Source organism: Cutibacterium nasicola (assembly GCF_051303185.1).
Classification (GTDB): Bacteria; Actinomycetota; Actinomycetes; order Propionibacteriales; family Propionibacteriaceae; genus Cutibacterium.
The window spans coordinates 34,393-55,258 of sequence record NZ_JBPPGE010000003.1 but is presented as its reverse complement, the minus strand read 5'-3'; the positions used below and the strand labels follow the sequence as shown (position 1 = coordinate 55,258).

General features: G+C 61.1%; 13 protein-coding genes. 12 read left to right on the top strand and 1 reads right to left on the bottom strand.

The window, feature by feature from the left end; translation table 11 throughout:
* Positions 1 to 31: 31 nt before the first annotated feature.
* From ACSJJT_RS05940 to ACSJJT_RS05885, 12 genes are all read left to right on the top strand, one after another.
* Positions 32 to 4,333 (top strand): type VII secretion EssC family protein, encoded by a 4,302-nt coding sequence (locus tag ACSJJT_RS05940; RefSeq protein WP_435917430.1) that lies wholly within the window; start codon positions 32 to 34, stop codon positions 4,331 to 4,333.
* A 104-nt stretch (positions 4,334 to 4,437) separates the two neighbouring features.
* Positions 4,438 to 10,293, top strand: a complete 5,856-nt coding sequence (locus ACSJJT_RS05935) for a polymorphic toxin-type HINT domain-containing protein (protein WP_435917429.1) — start codon at positions 4,438 to 4,440, stop codon at positions 10,291 to 10,293.
* 274 nt (positions 10,294 to 10,567) lie between these two features.
* A complete protein-coding gene (locus ACSJJT_RS05930; RefSeq protein ID WP_435917428.1) occupies positions 10,568 to 10,897 on the top strand; it encodes a hypothetical protein in 330 nt (109 codons plus the stop codon).
* A 1,159-nt stretch (positions 10,898 to 12,056) separates the two neighbouring features.
* Complete coding sequence (locus tag ACSJJT_RS05925; RefSeq protein WP_435917427.1) at positions 12,057 to 12,581, top strand: hypothetical protein; 525 nt, start codon at positions 12,057 to 12,059, stop codon at positions 12,579 to 12,581.
* Positions 12,582 to 12,869: 288 nt separating this feature from the next.
* The gene (locus ACSJJT_RS05920) at positions 12,870 to 13,544 is read left to right on the top strand and encodes a hypothetical protein (protein WP_435917425.1); all 675 of its coding nucleotides are present in this window, start codon (positions 12,870 to 12,872) and stop codon (positions 13,542 to 13,544) included.
* Positions 13,545 to 14,100: 556 nt separating this feature from the next.
* Complete coding sequence (locus ACSJJT_RS05915; protein WP_016666310.1) at positions 14,101 to 14,916, top strand: hypothetical protein; 816 nt, start codon at positions 14,101 to 14,103, stop codon at positions 14,914 to 14,916.
* Positions 14,917 to 15,404: 488 nt separating this feature from the next.
* Positions 15,405 to 15,548, top strand: coding sequence for a hypothetical protein (locus tag ACSJJT_RS05910; protein ID WP_252909443.1), 144 nt, complete (start codon positions 15,405 to 15,407; stop codon positions 15,546 to 15,548).
* Positions 15,549 to 15,711: 163 nt separating this feature from the next.
* Positions 15,712 to 16,224: a hypothetical protein gene (locus ACSJJT_RS05905; protein WP_021107986.1), complete on the top strand. Its 513-nt coding sequence runs from the start codon at positions 15,712 to 15,714 to the stop codon at positions 16,222 to 16,224.
* A 60-nt stretch (positions 16,225 to 16,284) separates the two neighbouring features.
* On the top strand, positions 16,285 to 16,974 hold the full coding sequence (locus ACSJJT_RS05900) for a pentapeptide repeat-containing protein (protein ID WP_435917424.1): 690 nt from the start codon (positions 16,285 to 16,287) through the stop codon (positions 16,972 to 16,974).
* A gap of 82 nt (positions 16,975 to 17,056) precedes the next feature.
* Positions 17,057 to 17,431, top strand: a complete 375-nt coding sequence (locus ACSJJT_RS05895; protein ID WP_016666307.1) for a hypothetical protein — start codon at positions 17,057 to 17,059, stop codon at positions 17,429 to 17,431.
* A gap of 1,151 nt (positions 17,432 to 18,582) precedes the next feature.
* Positions 18,583 to 18,957 (top strand): hypothetical protein, encoded by a 375-nt coding sequence (locus ACSJJT_RS05890; RefSeq protein ID WP_435917423.1) that lies wholly within the window; start codon positions 18,583 to 18,585, stop codon positions 18,955 to 18,957.
* 50 nt (positions 18,958 to 19,007) lie between these two features.
* On the top strand, positions 19,008 to 19,430 hold the full coding sequence (locus ACSJJT_RS05885) for a hypothetical protein (RefSeq protein ID WP_237721787.1): 423 nt from the start codon (positions 19,008 to 19,010) through the stop codon (positions 19,428 to 19,430).
* 417 nt (positions 19,431 to 19,847) lie between these two features.
* Here ACSJJT_RS05885 and ACSJJT_RS05880 read toward each other — a convergent pair whose 3' ends face one another.
* The gene (locus ACSJJT_RS05880) at positions 19,848 to 20,834 is read right to left on the bottom strand and encodes an IS481 family transposase (protein WP_202726018.1); all 987 of its coding nucleotides are present in this window, start codon (positions 20,832 to 20,834) and stop codon (positions 19,848 to 19,850) included.
* Between the last annotated feature and the right edge of the window lie 32 nt (positions 20,835 to 20,866).

The window sequence follows — 20,866 nt, the reverse complement described above, 5'->3', positions numbered from 1 at the left end:
CATCTCTGACAACCATGTAGAAGGAGTAGGCGTGCGCCTTCAGTTCAATCTCGACTCAGTCCAGCGCGACCTAGATGTGGCTCGCTTCTCCGCGAAGGCTACCCTGGCTGACTTGGTCGAGAATGTGACCGGCACACGTCCGGCTGCGGATAGTACTCTGTGGCTTGACGACCGAGAGGTCCGCGCCGACAGTTTGCTTGCTCGGCTGGAGTTGCTCGATGGCATGCGTATCTCTCGCGAACCCTTGCGTCCGGCGCTTCCTCTGAAGGGGTGGAGTATCACCCAGGCTGGAGGCATGGAGGCTGGCAGTGTCTTGCAGCTTCCCGTTGACCGACCGTTGGCCATCGGCCGTTCTCCTCATGCCGACCTCTCGATCGCTTCCGCCAGCGTTTCATGGGATCACGTCCACATCCAGCGTGACGATGTTGGTCTTCGAGTCATCGATCAGGGTTCTACGAACGGCACCTTTGCGTATTCCTCGGAGGCCGACGGACTTAAGGTGGACTCATCCGCAGGGCAGTCTGTCGCCGTCGATACCACGTTGGCCGTGGGCGGCTCGACCCTGCTGTTGCGCGAGAGCCTTCAGGAGAATCCCGCGCCGCGCGCTGGATCGCTGCACAATGTCACCCCAGCAGGTACGGCGCCGTTTAACCGGCCTCCGCGCCCTGGCCAGCCTCCACGGCCGGATCCGATTGTCTGCCCCGAGCCCAAGGAAATCCCTGACGGCGCAAAGTTCAACATCATTGCGGTGGTCGTGCCGCTGGTCATGGCGGTCGCCATGGTCGTGGTGATGAAAAACCCCATGTACGCCATGTTTGCGGTTCTGAGCCCGGTGATGGCCGTCGGCTCGTGGTATGAGCAGAAGTCGCGCCGTAAGCAGGAACGCAAGTCTGAGGACAAGCGCTTTGCGCTCGCCCTCGAGACGCTGCGTCGGGACCTGGCCAAGGCTGCATCCGAAGAAGCCGCGCGGCGGCGCGTCGAGTGCCCAGACCCAGCGACGACACTTCGTGTTGCGGCGATCCCCACCACCCAGTTGTGGCAGCGCCGCTTTGGTGCCCACGACTTCCTTAGTCTCCACGCAGGGATGGGCGCTGTGCCATGGGATCCGCCCGTTGAACGCTCTGGGGCAGGCAGGCCTGATGAGCGAGTTCGCAAGGTCATTGCGGCCAGCATGATTCCGTGCTCGCCTGTCGAGGTCAACCTCAGCGACGCCGGAGTCGTCGGCATCGTCGGCGACCGTGACGGAGCTCTCGCTCTTGCACGCAGCCTCGTGTGCCAAGCCGCGGTTCATTCTGGCCCGGCTGATGTCACGATCGGCGTCTTCTGCGACCAGGGCCGTGAAACCGATTGGGAGTGGACAACATGGCTGCCGCACACGCGGCGCCTCGGCAACGCCTCGGCTGATCGCTGGTTTTCGCACGCTCGCCAGCGTTCCAACGAAATGCTGCGTGGCTTGCGTGACGAGATCCAATCCCATCCGACGATGTCGGTATTGCTTGTCCTCGACTCCGATGTCCTCACGGAGGGCCGCGAGTCTCCCGCCCGATCGCTGCTGGGGTTTGGGCGTCATATGAATAAGCAGGCTTCTTCCGCACGTGAGATGTCCCGGGAGGTTTCGGGGATTGTTATCGCAGCGGCGGAAGATCAACTTCCTGCGGCCTGTACGGTCGTCGTGACTGTGGCTGATGACGCAGCCGCGACAGTGACCCGCCCGGATGATCTCAAGAAGGTCGACGACGTGGTCCTCGCAGGTGTGACCTTGGAACGCGCCCAGCGCTGCGCCCTCGACCTTGCGCGTTTTGAAGACCCTGAACTCAAGACTCCGGGTGCCGCCCTACCCAGCCTGGTGCGACTACCGCCCCTCATCGACCTGGAGGCCCCGACGGCCGGCAAGATCCTCCACGCCTGGGAGACTTCCCGGGGAGTATCCACCCCGGTGGGGGTTGGCGAGAACGGCGTCTACAGCCTCGATATCGTCAAGGACGGCCCGCATGGTCTGGTTGGCGGAACGACGGGTTCCGGCAAGTCGGAGTTCCTTCGATCAATGGTAGCTGGCCTGGCAGCCTGCAACGCGCCGACGAAACTCACCTTCATCTTAATCGACTTCAAGGGCGGTGCGGCCTTCGCTGCCTGTGAGCGCCTGCCGCACACCATCGGAACGATCTCCAACCTCGACGAGCAGTTGGCCAACCGTGCCTTACGGGCCCTTGAAGCTGAAATGGAATATCGCCAGCGACTGTTCGCTGCGGCTGGCGAGGGAGTCGACAACCTCGACGCTTACATCCGGGCTAAGCCTTCAGAGCCGCTTCCGCGCCTTCTGCTCGTCGTCGACGAGTTCGCCATGCTGGCCAAGGATTTTCCGGAAGTACTGAGTTCACTGGTGCGCGTCGCCACGGTCGGGCGAACTCTGGGCGTCCACATGATCCTTGCCACTCAGCGCCCTGCCGGGGTTGTCAACGACGACATCCTCGCTAACACCAACCTTCGCGTAGCGCTGCGTGTGCAAAGCCGCGAGGACTCTAACAACGTTATCGGTGTTCCCGACGCTGCCGCTATCGCCAATGCGCAGAAGGGGCGCGCATACGTAAAGCTCGGCCAGGACGACATCACTCCGGTCCAGACCGCCTTGGTTACAGGTGCGGCGCAGAATGACCAGGACAACGCGATCGAGATCCAAGAGCTACGCGACGGTGTGCCGATCCCCAACCCTCCCAAGCCCACGCGCAAGGACGCTAAGTCCGATCTGGACTTGCTGATCGACGCGATTGTCGAGGCGAACGAGAAAGCTGGCTACGCCCCACCGCGGCCCGTGTGGCCCGAGGCGCTGGGTGAACGAGTCGATCTAGCAGGCTTTGAGACAGGGCCAATTGAGGGACGCCCGCCCCTCCCAACGGCGGGCGAGGTCGTTGGAGAGCAGGTCAACTTCGCGGTCTCCGACGACCCGGACCGCCAGCGCCAGATCCCTGGTGGTTGGGATATGGCCGGTGGAAACCTCATGCTGGCCGGGATCCCGGGGTTTGGCACTACGACGGCCTGCGCGACAGTCGCGCTGACCTTGGCGCAGCATTACGCCCCGAAGGATCTTGACCTGATCGTGCTCGACATGGGTGCCCGCGACCTCGAGCCCCTTGAGAAGTTGCCCCATACGTCGGCCTATGTCGGCTCCGGAGCAGGCGGACGTGAGAAGCAGATGCGCCTCCTGCGCTTCCTCCGGCAGGAGCTTGAGACCCGTCGGGCCACCTCGGGGCCGTACCGGCGCATGGTTGTCATCATCGACGGGTTGGCCGCCCTGCGTGACGAGTACCAAGATTTCGAAGGCATGGCTCTGCTGGAGGGGATGTACCGCGCCTACGCTGACGGCCCAGATCTCAACATGCACTTTGTCATCACGACCAGCCGGGCACGCGCTATCCCTTCCGCCATCGACGAGGTCACCACTCAGAAGTGGATGTTCCGCCTAGCTGACCCCTATGACTACAGCACAGGTGGCCTGAAACCCGCTGAGGCCCCGTCGCCGGTTCCCGGCCGCTGCGTGCCTAGTGTGACCAAGCTGCAGACGCACGTCGCAACCCCTTCTGTTCCGCTGTCTGACGCGGTGGCAGTCATTGCGAACCGCTGGGGCGCACCCAATAAGGAGCAGGTGGTTCGGGAACTGCCCGACCACGTCAGCGTGACTGAACTAGACGCGGTAGCGCACTTGGGCGATGAGCCCTGGCGGATCCCTATCGGTCTCCGGGAAGCAGACATGGCCCCGCAGTATCTCGAGCTCTACGAAGGTGAGCACATGCTCATCGCCGGCCCCGCTCGATCGGGCAAGTCGACATTGCTGATGGGCCTTGCCGAGTCGCTGCGTACGAGCGCGGTGGCAGAAGGGACCGACCTGGCTGTGTGGGGTATCGGCTCCAAGCGTTCCCCCATCGCTTCTTCCGATCTTGACAACGTGGCGGTTGGCCCCGACGAGATTCCGGCGCTGGTGGCGGCCGCGCGTATGCGGACAGCGCCGTTAGTCCTGCTCATCGATGACGCCGAGCGCTTCGACGATGCAGATCAATCCATCACGGACCTGGTGGGATCAAATCTGCCGCACGTCCATGTGATCGCCGCGGGACGTTCAGACGACTTGCGTAGTCTGTACTCGCATTGGACGAAGGTCGTGCGTAAGTCTCGTTGCGGGGTCTTGCTGGTCCCCAATCGTGACTACGATGGTGAACTCTTGGGCATCACGGTCCCACGCTCGGCCCCGGTGCGGATCAGTTCTGGCCGAGGCTACGCATGCATGGGCGGCCAGGGGGCACTTATCCAGGCGATGTCGCCTACCGGCAGCACCTTCTGACATCGATAACCTCAGGGAAAGCCTGCTGGCGTGAGCTTCTGAGGCGTTAGATTGCTTCCTGGTATTTCGTCAACACTCTAGTGTCCCACCCGAGAGGCTGAACCATGGCCAATTCCGACGACTACGATCTCGACAAGTTGTCCGGCATGTCGCCCGTCGCCTATGACTTTGGCGTCGCGTCTGAGACTCGCTCGGTGCTGCGTGCTGCCGCATCGGCGCTCCGCGGCCAGCGGGGGGCACGGGCAGCTGCGCGTAACAAGGGTTCTGAGGGCTTCGAAGGGTATTACGCAGAACTTTTCGAGGCCAACGGGACCCAGCAGTTGAATGACCTCGACGAGATCGCTAGCAACCTCGACGATGCGGCTACTAAAATCGATACCTTAGATCAGGCGGCCCGCGACGAAAACAAGCGCCGTGCCGACGCCGCCGCTTGGGCGCAGCGTCGCAAGGACCGAGGCGACTTTGCCCAGTTCTTCACTGATGTTCTCCACACTGACGACATGCCTGAGCCTAACTTCTCTGAGAAGCTGGACGGTCCAACGGCCTGGGCGCCGGCTACGCCGCCGCCGCCGCGAAAGGCGCTTGAGGGTCAACGTAGTGCATATGGGACATCTGCGGGTAACACCGACAATTTGCAGTCCTTTAGCAGGCAGACTGCCAGCCTGAATGACTCGATGCTTCCCCACCCGGGGAAGGTAGATGCGGCGCTGGCCGCCTTTGCACGATCCTGCTCGTGGGTGACTTTTGATGCTTCTAGTGTCGCCGCCGCTCTTACCGCGTGGAACAAGGCGAACGTTGACGAGATCACGTGGGCCGACAGGGTGCGCGAGCTTTTTGTGAATGCTGGCGGCACGGGCATGGCGGTGCCCAATAGTGCGCTGGATGCGGCTCTGCAGGCTAGCGGCATCTCGTCGTCTCGCGACGACATCGTCGTCGATCCTCCCACCGCTATGGGTGGCCAGCCGACGTCGGGGTTTGCTGATGATCCGGTTAATGCGGCGACGGGGAATTTTGTTGAGCCGCAGGTGGATTTGGGTTTCACTGGTGGGTCGGCGACCCTTGAGTGGGGCCGTGTGTATAACTCTATGTCGCAGGTGTGTGGGGCTTTTGGTCCTGGCTGGTCGAGCCTGGCTGAGTCTCGCTTGGTGGTTACGGACGAGTCGGCGCGTTGGGTCCAGGCTGACGGGCGTCATATCGTGTTTGGTCGCATGGGTGAGGGCTGGGGGCGCGCCCAGTGTGAGAATTTGTGGCTTGAGCAGCCGACTGGCATGGGTGGCGTGGCTTTCCTTATCCGTGACAATGATGGCGGGAGTTTCGCGTTCAGTCAGGCGGGTCGGCCGGTCTTCCAGGATCGGGGTCCTGGCTCGCGTGTTGCCTTCACTTATTCCGAGGATCGCCTCGTTCGCCTGGAGCATGAGTTCGGTCGGGCAGTCGAACTGGTGTGGAGCCAGGATGGTCGCCGCGTTGTCGAGGCATTGGCCAGTGATGGTCGCCGGGTCGGCTATGTCTACGATGAGCAGGAACGGCTGGTTGAGTCCACTGGTGATACCGCTACGCATCGGTACGAGTGGAACGAACAAGGCTTGATGTGCCGTGTCGTTGATGCTGATGGTGTGGTCGAGGTGGACAACACCTATGACGGGCAGGGCCGTGTTGTCACTCAGCGTTCCCCACATGGTCGCCTCTCGCGCTACTCCTATTTGGGGGGCCGGGTGACTGTGGTCTGTGACGAGGACGGTGCGCGCGCTAACACCTATGTCCACGATGGTAAGGGTCGCCTGGTCGGCGTCGTTGACGCTGAGGATCACCGCCAGTCGGCGTCGTGGGATCGCTTTGGTAATCAGGTCATGGTCACTGACCGTGAGGGTCGTACCGTGGTGCGTAGTTTTGACACTCGGGGACATGTCATCGCTGAGCAGACCGTGTCGGGTGCCCGCATCGAACAGGACTTTGACGAGCAGGACCGCCTCATCGAGGTCCGCGTCATCAACGACGATCAGGTTTCGGTGACCGAGATGGTCTATCAGGGCGATAACCGGAACCCGGCGCGTATCGTTGACCCGGTCGGCGGGGTCACGGTGCTGGAATGGGACGGTTCGCTGCTGACCAAGGTTGTTGATCCCACCGGTGTGACCTTGACGATGGGCTACGACGCCCACGGTGACCTGGTCTCTACTACGAATGCTGCGGGTCACACCGCACGGTTGGAGCGCGACGAACAGGGCCGGGTCGTGGCGGCGATCACGCCGCTGGGGCATACCACCCGTTACCGCTACGACGAGCGCGGCATGTGCGTCGAGCGCATCGACCCCGACGGCGCGGTGTGGCGTTTCGAATATTCCGCTGGTGGCCGGCTGTTGGCGACGGTCGATCCGCTGGGTGGGCGTGTGGAGGTTGAGCGTGACGAGGCTGGCGAGGAGTCGGCCACGATCGACGAGCTGGGACGGCGAGTGGAGCGTCGGGTTGACGATCTGGGTAACTTGACCAGGGTCGAGTTGCCGGATGGTTCGGCCTGGCAGTTCTCCTACGACGCGATGTCGCGGATGCAGTCCATGCAGGATGCTTCTGGTGGGGTGTGGCAGTTCTCCTACGACGCTGAGGGCACGTTGAAGGCCACCACCGATGCCACTGGCGGTGTGCGGCGCTATGAAACTAACCAGATGGCCCTGCCGACCGCCTACCTTGATGACGGCAAGCGCGAAGAGGCGGTCTATGATCGTCTCGGGCGCATGGTCTGCCATATCAACGCCGATGCCACGTCCACTAAGACCCGCTACGACCTGGCGGGTCTACCTGTCGAGATCATTGACGAGGCGGGCGGTGTCACCTCGATTGAGCGTGACCTTGCCGGTCGTCCTGTAGCCGTCACCCAGCCGATGGGCCAGACTTTCCGTTACGAGTACGACGAGTGTGGTCGCTGGGCTGCGACGATCTCGACTGGCGGTGACCGCTACGAGATGATCTACGACGCCGACGGTCGTATCGAGGGTGAGGTCTGGCCGACTGGTGAGCGCGTCACGACAACCTTCGACGAGTGTGGTCGTGCGGTGGCGCGTCGGGAGCCAGGGCGCGGCTTGACGCGGTTGAAGTACGACAAGCTGGGCCGGGTCGTGTGGTCGCAGGATTCCTGGTACGGCACGCGTCGCTTCCGCTACGACGCGGCGGGCCAGATGAGTGAGGTTGTTAACGCCGCCGGTGGTGTGACCCACTTCGCCTACGATGAGCTGGGCCGCATCGGCGAGGTCACCGATCCGATGGGCGGGGTGACCCGGCACACCTACGATCCGATGGGTCGTCTGCTGACCAGCACCGATCCGCTGGGGCGGGTCACGCGGTACTCCTACGATGCGGCTGGCCGCGTCACTCGGCGTGTTGATGGTGCGGGGGCGTCGATGTCGTGGGTCTACGATTCGGCTGGTCGCCAGGTCGAGGAGTGGGTCAATGACACGCTGCTGGCTGCCACCACCCGTGATTTCGTCGGTCGTACGACGACGATCGTGGAGGGTGATGCCCGCCACGAGTTGCGCTTCGATGTCCGCGGTAACCTGCTGTGGCGTGGTCGCGGCGACCAGGGGGTGCGCTGGGAGTATGACCAGAATAGTCGTCGTACCTGCATGATCCGCCCGAATGGGCAGTCCACGTCGTACGAGTATGATGCGAACAATCGGGTCAGCGCCTTCATCCAGGAGGGTCTGGGTCGGGTGGTCATCGACCGTGATTCGCTGGGACGCATCGTCAGCGTCTTCGCTGACGGCCTGTATGCCTCATGGGAGTATGCCGACGGCGCAGTGGTGCGCCAGCGTGTAGAGCGCAACGGCTTCATCAGCGAGTCGGTGATCACCCGTGACGAGAACGGTCGGGTCGTGGCAGACAAGACTGACGGCATCACGACTTTCTACTCCTACGACCAGACCGGTCAGCTGGTTCGGGCCCAGACCAGCGAGGGCTTGGTCACCACGTGGGAGTATGACGCTAACGGCCGGATGGTTGTCGAGGATGCGGCTGGGACGGTGTCGCGGTTCACCTATGATGCCGCCTCGCAGCTGGTGTCGGTGACCAATTCTGACGGCACGACCACCTACGCTTATGACGATGCCGGTCGTCGTGTGCGTGAGCAGGGGCCGGCAGGTGAGCGTCGTTTCACGTGGGATCCGCGTGGTTTCTTGGATTCGATCACGCAGATCAACCATGACGGCGACAAGGTCGCCGCGCAGACACAGCGGCTGTGGGTCGACGCGCTGGGTGAGCTTGCTCGCGTCGATCAGGACAGCGTGTGGTGGGACTCGTCGTCGTTCATGCCGACGCTGGTCCAGTACGGGGCGCGCTCGGTGGTTACCGAGGCTGGTGTCACTGGCATGGTCGATGGCCCTGACGCCTCGTGGCTTCCGCCGCAGTGGTCGGCGCGTGACCACGGCGGCAACCCGATGGATCCGTGGGCGGTCGCGACGAACGTGGGGGTGTCTGCTCAGGGGTCGTTGCTGGTCCAGGGCATGGAGTGGATGCAGGCGCGTGTCTATGATCCGGCCACGCGTGGGTTTTTGTCGACTGATCCGTTGCCGGGTGTGGCTGGTGCCGGCTGGTCGGGTAATCCGTATGCGTTTGCCGGTAATGATCCGGTTAATTTTTCTGACCCGTTAGGGCTTCGCCCGCTCACTGATGAAGATCTTAAGGGTTATCGCGATGCGGCCCGGTCTCCGTTGGCCAAGGCTGCCGATGCGGCTGGTGGCTGGTTGAAGAACAACTGGGAATACGTTGCTGGTGGCGCGATGGTTGCTGCCGGTGGTGTGCTCATGGCCACGGGTGTGGGCGGGCCGCTGGGCGGTGTCTTACTGGGTGCTGGTATCGACACGATCGCGCAGAAAGCTACCACGGGGTCTGTCACGTGGGGCGAGGTTGCGGTCTCGGGTGCTGCCGGCCTGGTCGGTGGCGGGTTGGGGGCTGCAGCTGGCAAGTGGGCCGCCGGTAAGGCGGCGACGTGTCTGGGTAAGAACGTGGTTTCTGGTCTGACGGAAGGTGCTATCGACGGTGGTATCGGCCAGGCTGGGGCCTACTGGGCCGGCCCTGGCCCCCATACCCTGCGTGGCGGTTTGAAGGCTGTGGCGGTCGGTGCTGCTGGTGGGGGCCTGGTGGGTGGTGGCGCGGGTGCCCTGTCCACGGTGACCGATGTGTCCCGGCACGGCTGTTTCGTGGCCGGTACCCAGGTGTTGATGGCTGATGGCACCTCGAAGAACATCGAAGATGTTGTTGCCGGTGACATGGTCGCCGCGTACAACCCGGAAACGGGCCAGGCTGAGCCCGGTGAGGTCACTGACACCTACATTCATGACCAGGTCGCGACCTGGCAGGTGACGACTGAGTCGGGCACGGTGACCACCACCGCCGTGCACCCGTTCTACGTCGATGGTAAGGGCTGGGTCGAGGCCCAGGATCTACGTGCCGGCGACCAGCTCTACGACGAGACTGGTAGTCTCGTGACGGTCGTGTCGATCCAGGCCACCGGCGAGATCGCCACGGTCTACAACGTCACAGTCAAAGACCTGCACAACTACTACGTAGCCGACGACAGCAGCTGGGTCCTAGCACACAACGGAACCGCTACCGGTTGTGGTCTCGGTGGGCCTGGGGAGTGGGGGCCATCGAAGAATCACGGCAGTGCGAATGCTCGAGCCTATGAGTTGCAGATCACGGGTCGGCCTGAAGGCTACTATGTCAATGGTGTCGAGTTTGACGGTTACCAGGATGGAGAACTCCTTGATGCCAAGGGGCTCGGATATGCGAAACTACTACCCGCGGAGTGGAGTACGGCTGATGAACAGCTCAGGGATGCTGCTGACCGCCAGCTAGAGGCGGCGGGGTCAACGCCCATCCATTGGATATTTGCCGAAGAAGAGGCTGCTCGGGAGGCGAGTGAGATCATTCCTGCGAAGATTAAGATCAGTCATGTGCCTTTTCTTCGGTAGTTTCGTTGTTGTGAACAGGAGATGATGTGTGATGTGGTCATTGAGGTGTGGTTGGCGGCCGTCTTCGTGGGAGATGGAGGATGTTGCTGCGCGTGTGGTTGAGTGGTGTAACCAGGTGGGTGGTCTTTATCCTGAGTTGAGCGAATGGCGATTTACCGCAGGTTCGAAGCGGGCGGCGTTGGCCACCCCAGTGGTGACCGAGCATGAGTTGGTCCGACGTCTCGTGGCTAAGGGGGGTATCGCCTCTATCTGGGCCCCGCAGGGTCCTCTTCGCGTGAACGTCAGCGCGAGTGATTATGACAAGCAGGAGAACTTGTTTCGCTTCGCGGCAGGGGGGAGGAGATCACCGGCGAACGTGGATGAGGATGATGAGGGTGTGGCCATGGCGATGGCGGAGATGGCCTGTCGTATTTTTTCGCCTGAGTATGTCAACTGCGGGAAACAGGTGGGATTGGGGCCGATGCTTGACGACGGATCTCTTGTGAAAGCAGTGAACTATGCGCCGCGGGACACATATGATTCGTATCCGGATTTTGTGCGGGCGGCGCGGGTCATACGTACCACAGCGGAGGGAGTGTTCTTCGCTCGCCCCGACAATGACTAACAGGTGCCCGCAGGTCGAGGGCCTCGACCTGTCTTGAGCCCACAGAGGCCATTGCGACAATCATCGTTTCGGCGCGGTGGCCGTCCCTGCTCGCTGCTCGGCTGTGAATAGTTCCTCATGATTCGACCGTGAGAAGTCGTTATCCCGGGTGGATATTTACCGAAGACAAGGCTGTTTCAGAGGTGCGTCGGCTGGGTCCTGAGGAGATTAAGATCAGTCATGTGCCTTGTATTCGGTAGTTTCGTTGTTGTGAACAGGAGATGATGTGTGATGTGGTCATTGAGGTGTGGTTGGCGGCCGTCTTCGTGGGAGATGGAGGATGTTGCTGCGCGTGTGGTTGAGTGGTGTAACCAGGTAGGTGGTCTTTATCCTGAGTTGAGCGAATGGCGATTTACCGCAGACTCGAAGCGGGCGGCGTTGGCCACCCCAGTGGTGACCGAGCACGAGTTGGTCCGAAATCTCGTGGCCGACGGGGGCTTGGCCTCTATCTGGGCCCCGCAGGGTCCTCTCAGCGTAGACGTCAGCGCGAGTGATTATGACAAGCGGAAGAATTTGTTTCGCTTCGCGGCAGGGGGGAGGAGATCACCGGCCAATGTGGACGAGAATGATGAGGATGTGGCCATGGCGATGGCGGAGATGGCCTGTCGCATTTTTTCGCCTGAGTATGTCAACTGCGGGAGGGCAGAATTGGAGCCGATGCTTGCGGGTGGCTCTCTTTTATCGGCGGTGAACTATGCGCCGCGGGACACATATGATTCGTATCCGGATTTTGTGCGGGCGGCGCGGGTCATACGTACCACAGCGGAGGGAGTGTTCTTCGCTCGCCCCGACAACGACTAACCGGCGCTCACAGGTCGAGGGCCTCGACCTGTCTTAAGCCCACAGAGGCCATTGCGACAATCATCATTTCGGCGCGGTGACCGTCCCTGCTCGCTGCTCGCTGCTCGGCTGTGAATAGTTCCTCATAGTTCGACCGTGAGAAGTCGTTATCCCGGGTGGATATTTACCGAAGAAAGAGCTGCTCGGGAGGAGTGGCGGTTAGTTTCTGAGGAGATTAAGATCAGCCATGTCCCTTGTATTCGGTAGTTTCGTTGTCGTGAACAGGAGATGATGTGTGATGTGGTCATTGAGGTGTGCGTGGCAGCTATCTTCTCCGAGAATGGAGGAGATCGCTGCACGTGTGGTTGCCTGGTGTAGCCAGGTGGGTGGTCTTTATCCTGAGTTGAGTGAATGGCGATTCACTGCAGACTCGGAGCGGGCAGTGTTGGCCACACCAGTGGCTATTGAGCAAGAGTTGGTCCGACGTCTCGTGGCCGAAGGAGGCTTCGCCTCTATCTGGGCCCCGCGGGGTGATCTCAACGTTCACCTCGACTTGGATACTTATGCGGAGCGGGAGGACCTGTTTCGCCTTGTGGCAATGGGAAGCTTACCGGGCGTCGTGGACGAGGACGATGAGGATGTGGCCATGATGATGACAGAGATGGTCTGTCGCATTTTTTCGCCTGAGTATGTCAACTGCGGGAGGGCGGACTTGGGGCCGAGGCTTCTAGACGGTTCTATTTTATCGGCGGTGAACTATGCGCCGCGGGACGCATATGATTCGTATCCGGATTTTGTGCGGGCGGCGCGGGTCATACGCACGACAGCGGAGGGAGTGTTCTTCGCTCGCCCCGACAATGACTAACAGGTGCCCGCGGGTCGAGGGCCTCGACCTGTCTTGAGCCCACAGAGGCCATTGCGACAATCATCGTTTCGGTGCGGTGACCGTCCCTGCTCGCTGCTCGGCTGCGAGAAGTTCCTCATAGTTTGACAGTGAGGAGTCGTTATCGCGGCATGTGGAGTCGTGGGCACCGGTTGAGGCGTTACCAGACACGGTTCGGGTCACAGCCTGTCCTGGGTCACGCCACCCAGATGACGTGTTTCGGCTCGTTCTCGGAGGGCACTCCTGAGCAGTGTGGACACGGCTATTGAGATGAAAACTGCGGTCGAGGCTTTCTTGAGCGGATGCCCTGGTGCTGGTCTGCCGGTCCAAGCCACTGGTGAGGTCGCCACGGTCTACAACATCGCAGTCGAGGTCCTGCACGACTACTACGTTGCCGGCGACGGCGGATGGGTGCTGGCGCATAATGCGTCCTTGACGGGTTGGATCCGCCCGGACTTACTGCTAAGGGATGCTGAGGGCAACTTCATTTTCGTAGAGGTGAAGAATGGCCTCAAGGCACCATTCACGAAAAATCAAAGAAAGGCGATTCCGACGTTTGGCTCAGATACCGAGTTTCGGGTCTTTGTTGATGCTGCGCGTGCGCTGGGTGAGGACCAGGCAGCGGAATGGGTGCAGACGTGTTCACTTGGGGAACAGGCTGCGATGTGTGTTGTGTCGTCATGGTTGCAGTTGGATGTGTTGGCAGTGGGGGTACAGGTGCCTCACTGGCTGGCTGAGGGCTTTGCACCAGTCTTTGTCATGGAAGGTGTGCCGCGCACGCTGGCGCGGAAGCGTAGGAAGAAGATCGAGCGCAGTGAGTTCGAATTAGCTGATCGTATGTGCGGTGGCAAGATGGTCGCTGCTGTGCCGCAGGACAGCGTGATCCCCCCCGCAGTTGCGAGATTTCTGGATGGGGGCTCGGTGAGTTATGTAGTGGCCTTTTGACCAGAAGGTCTGTGCGACAACGGGCCGGACGCCGATTGGGCGGCTTGCTACGAACGGTTGAAGGGCACTCAGCGTGGTCCTGCTGGGCCTGTGGTTCGTGCGTTCCCGGCAGAGGTGACGGCGGAGCTGCCGGAGCGCGATGACGAGAGTTGTATGTGGACGGCGATGCCGTTGCTGGCGGAGGCTTCGGGAGAGTTGCTGCATGTGGCTTTGGGGAACAGCCTCATGCAGGAGTCGGTACCCGTGTTGCAGGAGATGGCAGAACGCCATCGTATGGTGTTCTTCGACCCTGGTTCCGGGATGCGGGTGCTCGGGTGGACCAGATTGGCCTTTTGGCCTAGCCGGGCTGGGCGACTTATGGAGGGGCGTGGGGAATACGGACGGATGGTCTGCCGCGGAGAAGATCATTTTTGCGCGGAGACTTGAGAAAGATGGCGGCTGGCTAAATACAATTCACTCTATATATAGAGTATGAGTCTAATTCATGCTGAGGCTGTTGCGCATGGTATAGATATTCTCGAGAAGAACGGTTTGGAGAATTTTCTTGGTTGAGCAGATGAATTATGAAAAGGGCTTTGTTCCCCATGCTGGGGATGTGACCGCGATCTGTGTCGGGGAGCAGGAGTTCTTGGGTCGAGTCATTGATCCTGATCTGGAGATGGTGAAGGCCCCGGTGGTTCTGATGTATCAGTTCGATGCTGATGCCAGCCAGGTGGATCTTGGGGATGATCGGTCGTGCTTGCAGGCGTCAAGGAGGCTTGGCTCCTATGTCTTGGTGAACAAGAAGGAGTTTCGCCGAAAGTGGTTCCGCAGGGTGGCGAGTTTGGATTTTGAGCCCGGTGAACGTCTAGCGGTCCATCACTTCCGCATGGAGAACCGGGTTGTGGATGAGCATGGTCATCTCCTTGACTCGCCAGTGGAGCCGCTTCCGCGTTACGAGATGCTGAGTTCGTGGGGTCTGGCTTTGCAGGTTGCCGATGCCCAGGGTTGGCTGCTCGTCGATCCTGGCAGTGGGGGCGCTGCGGGGGCTTCTCGCATCGTGACCATTCATCGAGGCGAGTTGAAACTGGACCTGGCCCGAGCGGCGGCTGTGCTGGGTCCCGCCCTCGAAGGTATGGGGATCGTGCCAGATGCGGCGTGGTGGGCCTCGATGGTCTCATGGCTTGAGCCGACCCGTAGGGGGCATCTGGAATTCCATGTCGATGCTACTCACCTCGTGGCGACTGGGCCTGGACCTGACTTGCGCGCTGTGGCTGAGGGGATGGTGGAGCTAGTTGCGCATCCCGTATCAGCTCGGGAGGCGCTCCGTGCGGCGCTGGAAGCCGGGATCGATGTGACAGATCCCGCCACTGATTCCCCGTCTCTTCAGTAGGCTGCGGCTGCTATGGCCGATCCGCGTAATCTTTCGAGCGGGTTGGCGCTAGGAAGGCGTGGCTGAGAGCGGAAAAGTTCCAGGGATGGGTGCGCGGTCTCGGATTTGCGGTTGTTTCTTACTGATGTGGATCGGGAGCGGGCGTGGGAGGAGGTGCGTTCGCGTGTGCCGGGTACGAAGTTGCTGGATAACCGCTTGATTTCTTTGCCGATGCCTGCGGAGGCGATCGTTGATTCGCCATCCCAGATCGCCGGGCCGATGTTGGTGTTGTGGTCTCCGGAGGTGGATCCGGGGTTGGCTACGCGGACAAGCCCGAAGGACCCGGATGAGCCAGAAGGTGGGACCATTGCATGGGTCAAGTTGGCTCGGCGGCCTGATGGCGCGGTGCAGCCTGATCAGGTATCGGCGGTGTGGGATCCGGAACTTGAGTCGATGACTCGGTTTTTAATGAGGTGGCGAAGGCTTTGCGGGCGGTGACGCCGTTCAGGGTGACATATTTTGATGGGACGCCGGTGCCGTCGGTGCGGGTGGGTGCTGATGCTGCCCAGAGGTCGTTGGCTGGCGAGATTGCGCTTGGTGAGGCCATTGCGCGCTATCGCGTTGCCGAGGAGAAGGGCCGTACCAAGAAGTAGCCCGGATACCGATTGGGGGACTTCTTCGTTTTGAAGCTGATCGGGCTGGTACCGGGCGGGCTGGCGGGCCAATGCTCATAGGGCGGGGCAGCGCTGCTGTTGTGTGTTGCGTCTGGGGTCAGGGGTTGCTGGCGACCAGCTTTACGACGAGTCGGGTAGTCTCGTGGCCGTCGTGTCGATCCAGGCCACCGGCGAGATCGCCACGGTCTACAACTTCACAGTGGAGGGCCTGTACAACTACTTCGTGGCCGACGACAGCAGCTGGGTCCTAGCACACAATGCGACTCGTAGGCTCCAATACGGTGTTGAGGTGGATATACCTGATGATGCCGATTCGCAAACAATTGTTGGGGCGGTAGCGCGGGGCATTCGATCGCAGGGTGCCGACGATTTAGAAAAGAAATTCTCCAAGGAGATGGCGCGCGCGGCTAAGAGAAAGCCATGGCTAAGGAAGGCTTTCCTCGGTAGTCAAGTTCACTATGAAATCCGCGGTGAGCTGAATCTGTTATATCCAGGACGATTCGAATATCGAAGTGTGGGGCCCGATTACAAAGACAAACAAATGAATGACGCATTAGTGGAGTTAACTACTACAAATCCGCACACCATTAAGGCGCACACTGACAAGGGTGGAGATTATTTGACGTGTGCGTTCGCTGGCTACGATCCGTTTTAGGAGGGTGATATGACTACTGGGTTTTTGACGGACTCTGGTATCCGAGTCTGGAGCCAGACGGTGAACGACGAGACCTTCGATGTAGCACCTCATGGGCGATTGGCGGTGCGCGGAGCCAGGCTGGATGGTTGTATTTTTTCTGGTCCCCATCTGAAAGAATTTATCTTTCAGGGGTGCGAACGTTCAGTGTTTTCCGGGTGTCGCTTTGTGAACTGCCGGATTGATGAGTGGCACCACACATTCATGGACTTCGTCGACTGCGAGTTTGAGAGCGTCAAGATTAAGAAGTGGCGGCTGGACGAGGGTGACGTAGTGGATTGTCGGTTCGAGGGGGCTATCGCTGACGCCGTGATCTGGGGAGACACGGCAGCGAAACCCGGGATTGAGTACCGCCGCAACCGTTTCGAGCGGAACGACCTATCGGGCGTCGATCCTTGTTCGGTCGACTTTCGTTCGGGTGTGGACCTTGCCACCAACGTCCTTCCGGGGTCCGGTGGCTGTGCGCCACTGTTGGTCTTGGGGTGTGGTCCTCAGGTTGCTCAGGCTGCATTGGACAGGTTGGGTGAGGTCCCCGAGGAGTTGCGCGCAGCAGCGGAACAGTACCTGTCGGTGTCGTTGTGGGCTATGCATCTTGGCTCAGGGCAGAAGGACTGGTTCGGGTGGCCATTGCGTTCGACATCACCGGAGGTCTGGGCTGAAGTGTTGGGATTAGTACGAACGGTCGAGGCCGAGATGGGCGGAGAACACTGATGGGTGTCTTGTGTGATTACTTCGTGGTAGCTGAAGGCGTTGACCCGGCTGTGGTGCTGGACGAGCCTGGGGGCCCATCTCCATGAACAGCGGGCAACTGCGTGGTCTGGTGGAGACCAAGGGTGTCGATCCAGCGGTGGAGGCGTCATGTCTGCAATCGGCGTTGACGGGTGAGGAGTTGTCGGCGCTCCTGGTGGATCCTGCCGCTGGTTCCCTGGTGGCGATGGTTGATGATGGCGAGCGCATGGTCCTGGGGGTTCACCCGGGCTTGGTCTCCGCGTTGGCTGGACTAGACCTGGCGCAGGCTGGGGAGGTGGCAACGGCATGGGCTGAGGTGTCGCGGCAGGATCTGGGCCTGCAGCTTGCTGATCGGGTACGACTTGTTGAGGGTCTTGCTGGGCTGGCTCGGGCCGCTCATGACGTGGATGAGCGAGTTTATTGCTGGGTGTGCGTCTAGGCTCTGGCGCGATGTCTGCGAGGTCGAGGTCGTGACCCTCCGCTGGGTCGACTTCTGTAACCGGCTGCTATTCCTGGAGACTGGACGACCTCCCCCTCACGCAGGCCGAACAGCTGCACTACCATCGCCTTCAGCCCACCGACTGAAAGCATGAATCAAGCCTCTGGACACGCTAGGGGCTTCACTGTGGTGGAGGGGTTCTTGTGGGTGCTTTTGGCGTGGGTGTTTTTGAGTCTGATGTGCGTGGTGATGTTGAGGAGTTGTTGGAGGAGGGTGGTAAGCCTGCGGTGGTGAAGGCTGAGACTGTCCCTGCTGTGTCGCCGAAGGCTTCGTCGTCGAAGCTGTCTCCGATGGGTCGTGGTCGAAAGGACAAGGGCGATGACATTGATGGGGATGTGTATTGGCGTGATGTTCCCAATGGCGGGTACATGATCGCTCAGATTGTGGCGCACAGCAAGTTGTTGGTGGCGTTGGTGGTTTTTTGATCGGATTGTCGATGGTGAGCCGAGACATGAGGATGTGGTGGAGGTCACCAGTCAGGGGTCCCCGCTACTGCAGGGGACTGTTTCGCGTAATGCTGTGACTTTGGGTCAGGACGGTTGGGTGTATGCGGGTAAGACGGCGTATGAGGGTCGGGTGCCATTGCGGATGTTCCGACAGGTCTCGTCGAAGAAGCCATCGGGTTATGTCGAGTATGTGAGTGGACGTACTAAGAATGCGCTGGCGGCAGGGGATTGATCACCGCGGTGTTCTCGCATGGATGACACATTGGCATCCCACCGACGTGCAGGTCTTCGGGGGAATAGAGTCTTGTTAGTAGAAGTCATTACCGGTATGGGGGTTGCACGAGTCCATGATTGATCGGGTGCTGGTTGGGTCGGCTGGTAGCCGGGAGTTGGTTCGTGGTGAGGTTTTCGAGTTGAAGAACCGAACGTGGTAGGCGCTCGCGGCTGATGTAGAGGACTGCTCCTTTGAGGGTGCCCGCTGCAAGAATTTCGGCGCAGGGAGTGGTTCAGAGCCAACGATTTACCGGCGTTGCTCTTTTCGGGACGCTTGGTTGACGTTTTCGCCGGGAGGTGTGGCTCGTTTTGAGAAGTGCGATTTCACGGGCGCCCGCTTGAAGGATTGGTCGCTAATGTCTGGTGAACTGATTGATTGGTACGTTTACTGGACGTTTGCACCGCTGCCTTTTTTCTCGCCCGCGTGAACTTGATTCAGCAGCGCGTTTTCAATTTTTCGGCAATGATTTCTCGCAAGCAGAGATGATCGACTGCGACTTTCGATATGGGATCGATTTGTCGCGTCAGAAGCTCCCGCAGGGGCCCGGGTACTTCTATGCCGAGAACGGCGCGCAGGCGATCGAGCAAGCGCGGGAGCGTGCGCGGGCTGACCGAGACGACGATGCGATGATGATTCTTGACATCATCGACAAGAACCTTGTCGGACAGCAGCAGTTGTTTGACTCGGCGGCGACGTGGCCCGATTTGGGGCTTAAGCGTTGGCGTCGGATGTGGGGTCTTGTCTAATCCCCGGTCGGGGGTTGGCAGGCGGTCGAAGGGACGGGTGAAAGATGGGTATGGATCTGACTTTTTTCGTGGCGGCGGATGATGCGGCCGCAGCTGAGGTGTTGGAGCCCGGGGTGGTGTCTGGCTCGTGGGCCGCTGCCGTCGAGCACGGGGTGGTGGCTGGCGAAGAGGTCTTGGCGTTGCTGAACGCGTCTGATGACGCGGCTGATGGCGGCGCGATGGGTGAGCCTTTTGATCTGCCGGTGGCCGGTTTTGAGGAAGCCGTGATCGTTCCTGTGAAGGCGTGTGTGGTTGATGCGTTGGTCCGGCTGAGTGACGAGGATCGTGCAGCGGCTCTCGAGCAGTGGGCCGAGGAAGCGATGGTCCCAGCTGATGCGATCTCCGAGGGGCGTGACCTCCTAGACCGCTTGTCGGGTCTGGCTCGCGAGGCGCGAGAGGCTTGCCAGGGTCTGTACTGTCACTGGTCTGCGTAGGGCTTCGTCGCGAGAGCCATGACCCGGATGGGGTGGTCGCTGACGGTCGCGGAGATTCCGGGGGACGGCTACGTTCTGGTTGAAGTGGGCGACGAGGGTGGTAGCCGGTCCAGTCTGGGAGCTGCCTGTCCATCTTCGCGTCGCTCGGCGGAGCTGGGGTGTGAGTAGTTCGGGTCTTTCTCGGAGGTTGCTCCTGAGCAGTGTGTCACGGCTATTGAGATGAAGGCTGCGGTGGAGGTCTTCTTGAGCGGATGCCGTGGTGCCGAGTTGCCAGGAGGCTGGGGGCAGGGCTGACGGCGTAGCCCGAGTGTGACTGGGTGTTTGCTGTGGAGCGCTGAGTTGGAGCCGGTCATCGACCGGCCAACGATCTTCCGGGACCAGGCGGCAATGCGACGGTAATTGCTATCAATAAGCCACCTAGTTGTACTGACCGGGTACGTTGGTCAAGCGTGAGAAGGGCGGCTGGTTCCCGCAAGCGGTGTGGGGCCGGTGGTGGTTGTAGTAGTGCAGCCAGCCGTCGAGTTCTCCGCGGCGTTCGGTCTCGCTGGTGTAGCAGCGGGCGTAGGCCCAGCCGTCGGCCAGGGTGCGGTGGAAGCGTTCGATCTTCCCGTTGGTCTGCGGCCGATAGGGCCTGGTGCGCTTGTGCCGGATGCCGAGCTCGTGGCAGGTGTCTCGCCACAGGTGTGAGCGGTACGCGCCGCCGTTGTCGGACAGGACCCGCTCAACGGTCACCCCGCGTGCGTTGAACCACTTGACGGCCCGAACGAGGACCGCGGTGGCGGTGAGGGCGGTTTCGTCGTCGTGGATCTCGGCGTAGGCGACGCGGGAATGGTCGTCGATGACGGTGTGGACGTAGGCCTTGCCCATCAACGGGTCGCTGTACTTGTTCTTGGGCTTGCCCGGGGTGGCGGCGCGGTTCTTCTCGCCCTGCTGGCGGCCGACGTAGCGCCAGCCGCCGCCGTCGGGGATGTTGCCGAGCTTCTTCACGTCGACGTGCAGCATCGCCCCGGGGTGGTCGTGCTCGTAGCGGCGGACCGGCTCCCCGGTTGCCCGGTCGACATGCGAAAGCCGGTTCAGGTGCGCGTCGACGAGGATCCGGTGAACCGTCGACGGAGCGATCCCCAGCCGGCAAGCGAGCTGCACGGGTCCTTCTCGAAGACGGAGACGGAGCTGGATGCAGCGCTTCGTCGTCTTCGCGTTGGTCTTGTTCGGCGAGTGATGCGGCCGTGACGAGCGGTCCTGCATCGACTGGCCGGCGCGATAGCGGTCGGCCCAGCGCTTCACAGTGGGCCAGGAAACCTGGAACCGGGCGGCGACCTCGCTGATCGGCCAGCCCTGGTCGACCACGAGCTGGCCGACGATCAAGCGGTGGCGCGGGGTCAGTGCTGCGTTGGCGTGGAGCAAGAGCGTCCCCTTGGAATAGACGGAGGGGGCCG

What these genes read in the sequence shown, in the direction of transcription:
- ACSJJT_RS05935 (WP_435917429.1), top strand. Translation starts at nt 4,438, where the DNA reads ATGGCCAATTCCGACGACTACGATCTCGACAAGTTGTCCGGCATGTCG.
- ACSJJT_RS05925 (WP_435917427.1), top strand. Translation starts at nt 12,057, where the DNA reads ATGGAGGAGATCGCTGCACGTGTGGTTGCCTGGTGTAGCCAGGTGGGT.
- ACSJJT_RS05920 (WP_435917425.1), top strand. Translation starts at nt 12,870, where the DNA reads ATGAAAACTGCGGTCGAGGCTTTCTTGAGCGGATGCCCTGGTGCTGGT.
- ACSJJT_RS05915 (WP_016666310.1), top strand. Translation starts at nt 14,101, where the DNA reads ATGAATTATGAAAAGGGCTTTGTTCCCCATGCTGGGGATGTGACCGCG.
- ACSJJT_RS05895 (WP_016666307.1), top strand. Translation starts at nt 17,057, where the DNA reads ATGAACAGCGGGCAACTGCGTGGTCTGGTGGAGACCAAGGGTGTCGAT.
- ACSJJT_RS05885 (WP_237721787.1), top strand. Translation starts at nt 19,008, where the DNA reads ATGGATCTGACTTTTTTCGTGGCGGCGGATGATGCGGCCGCAGCTGAG.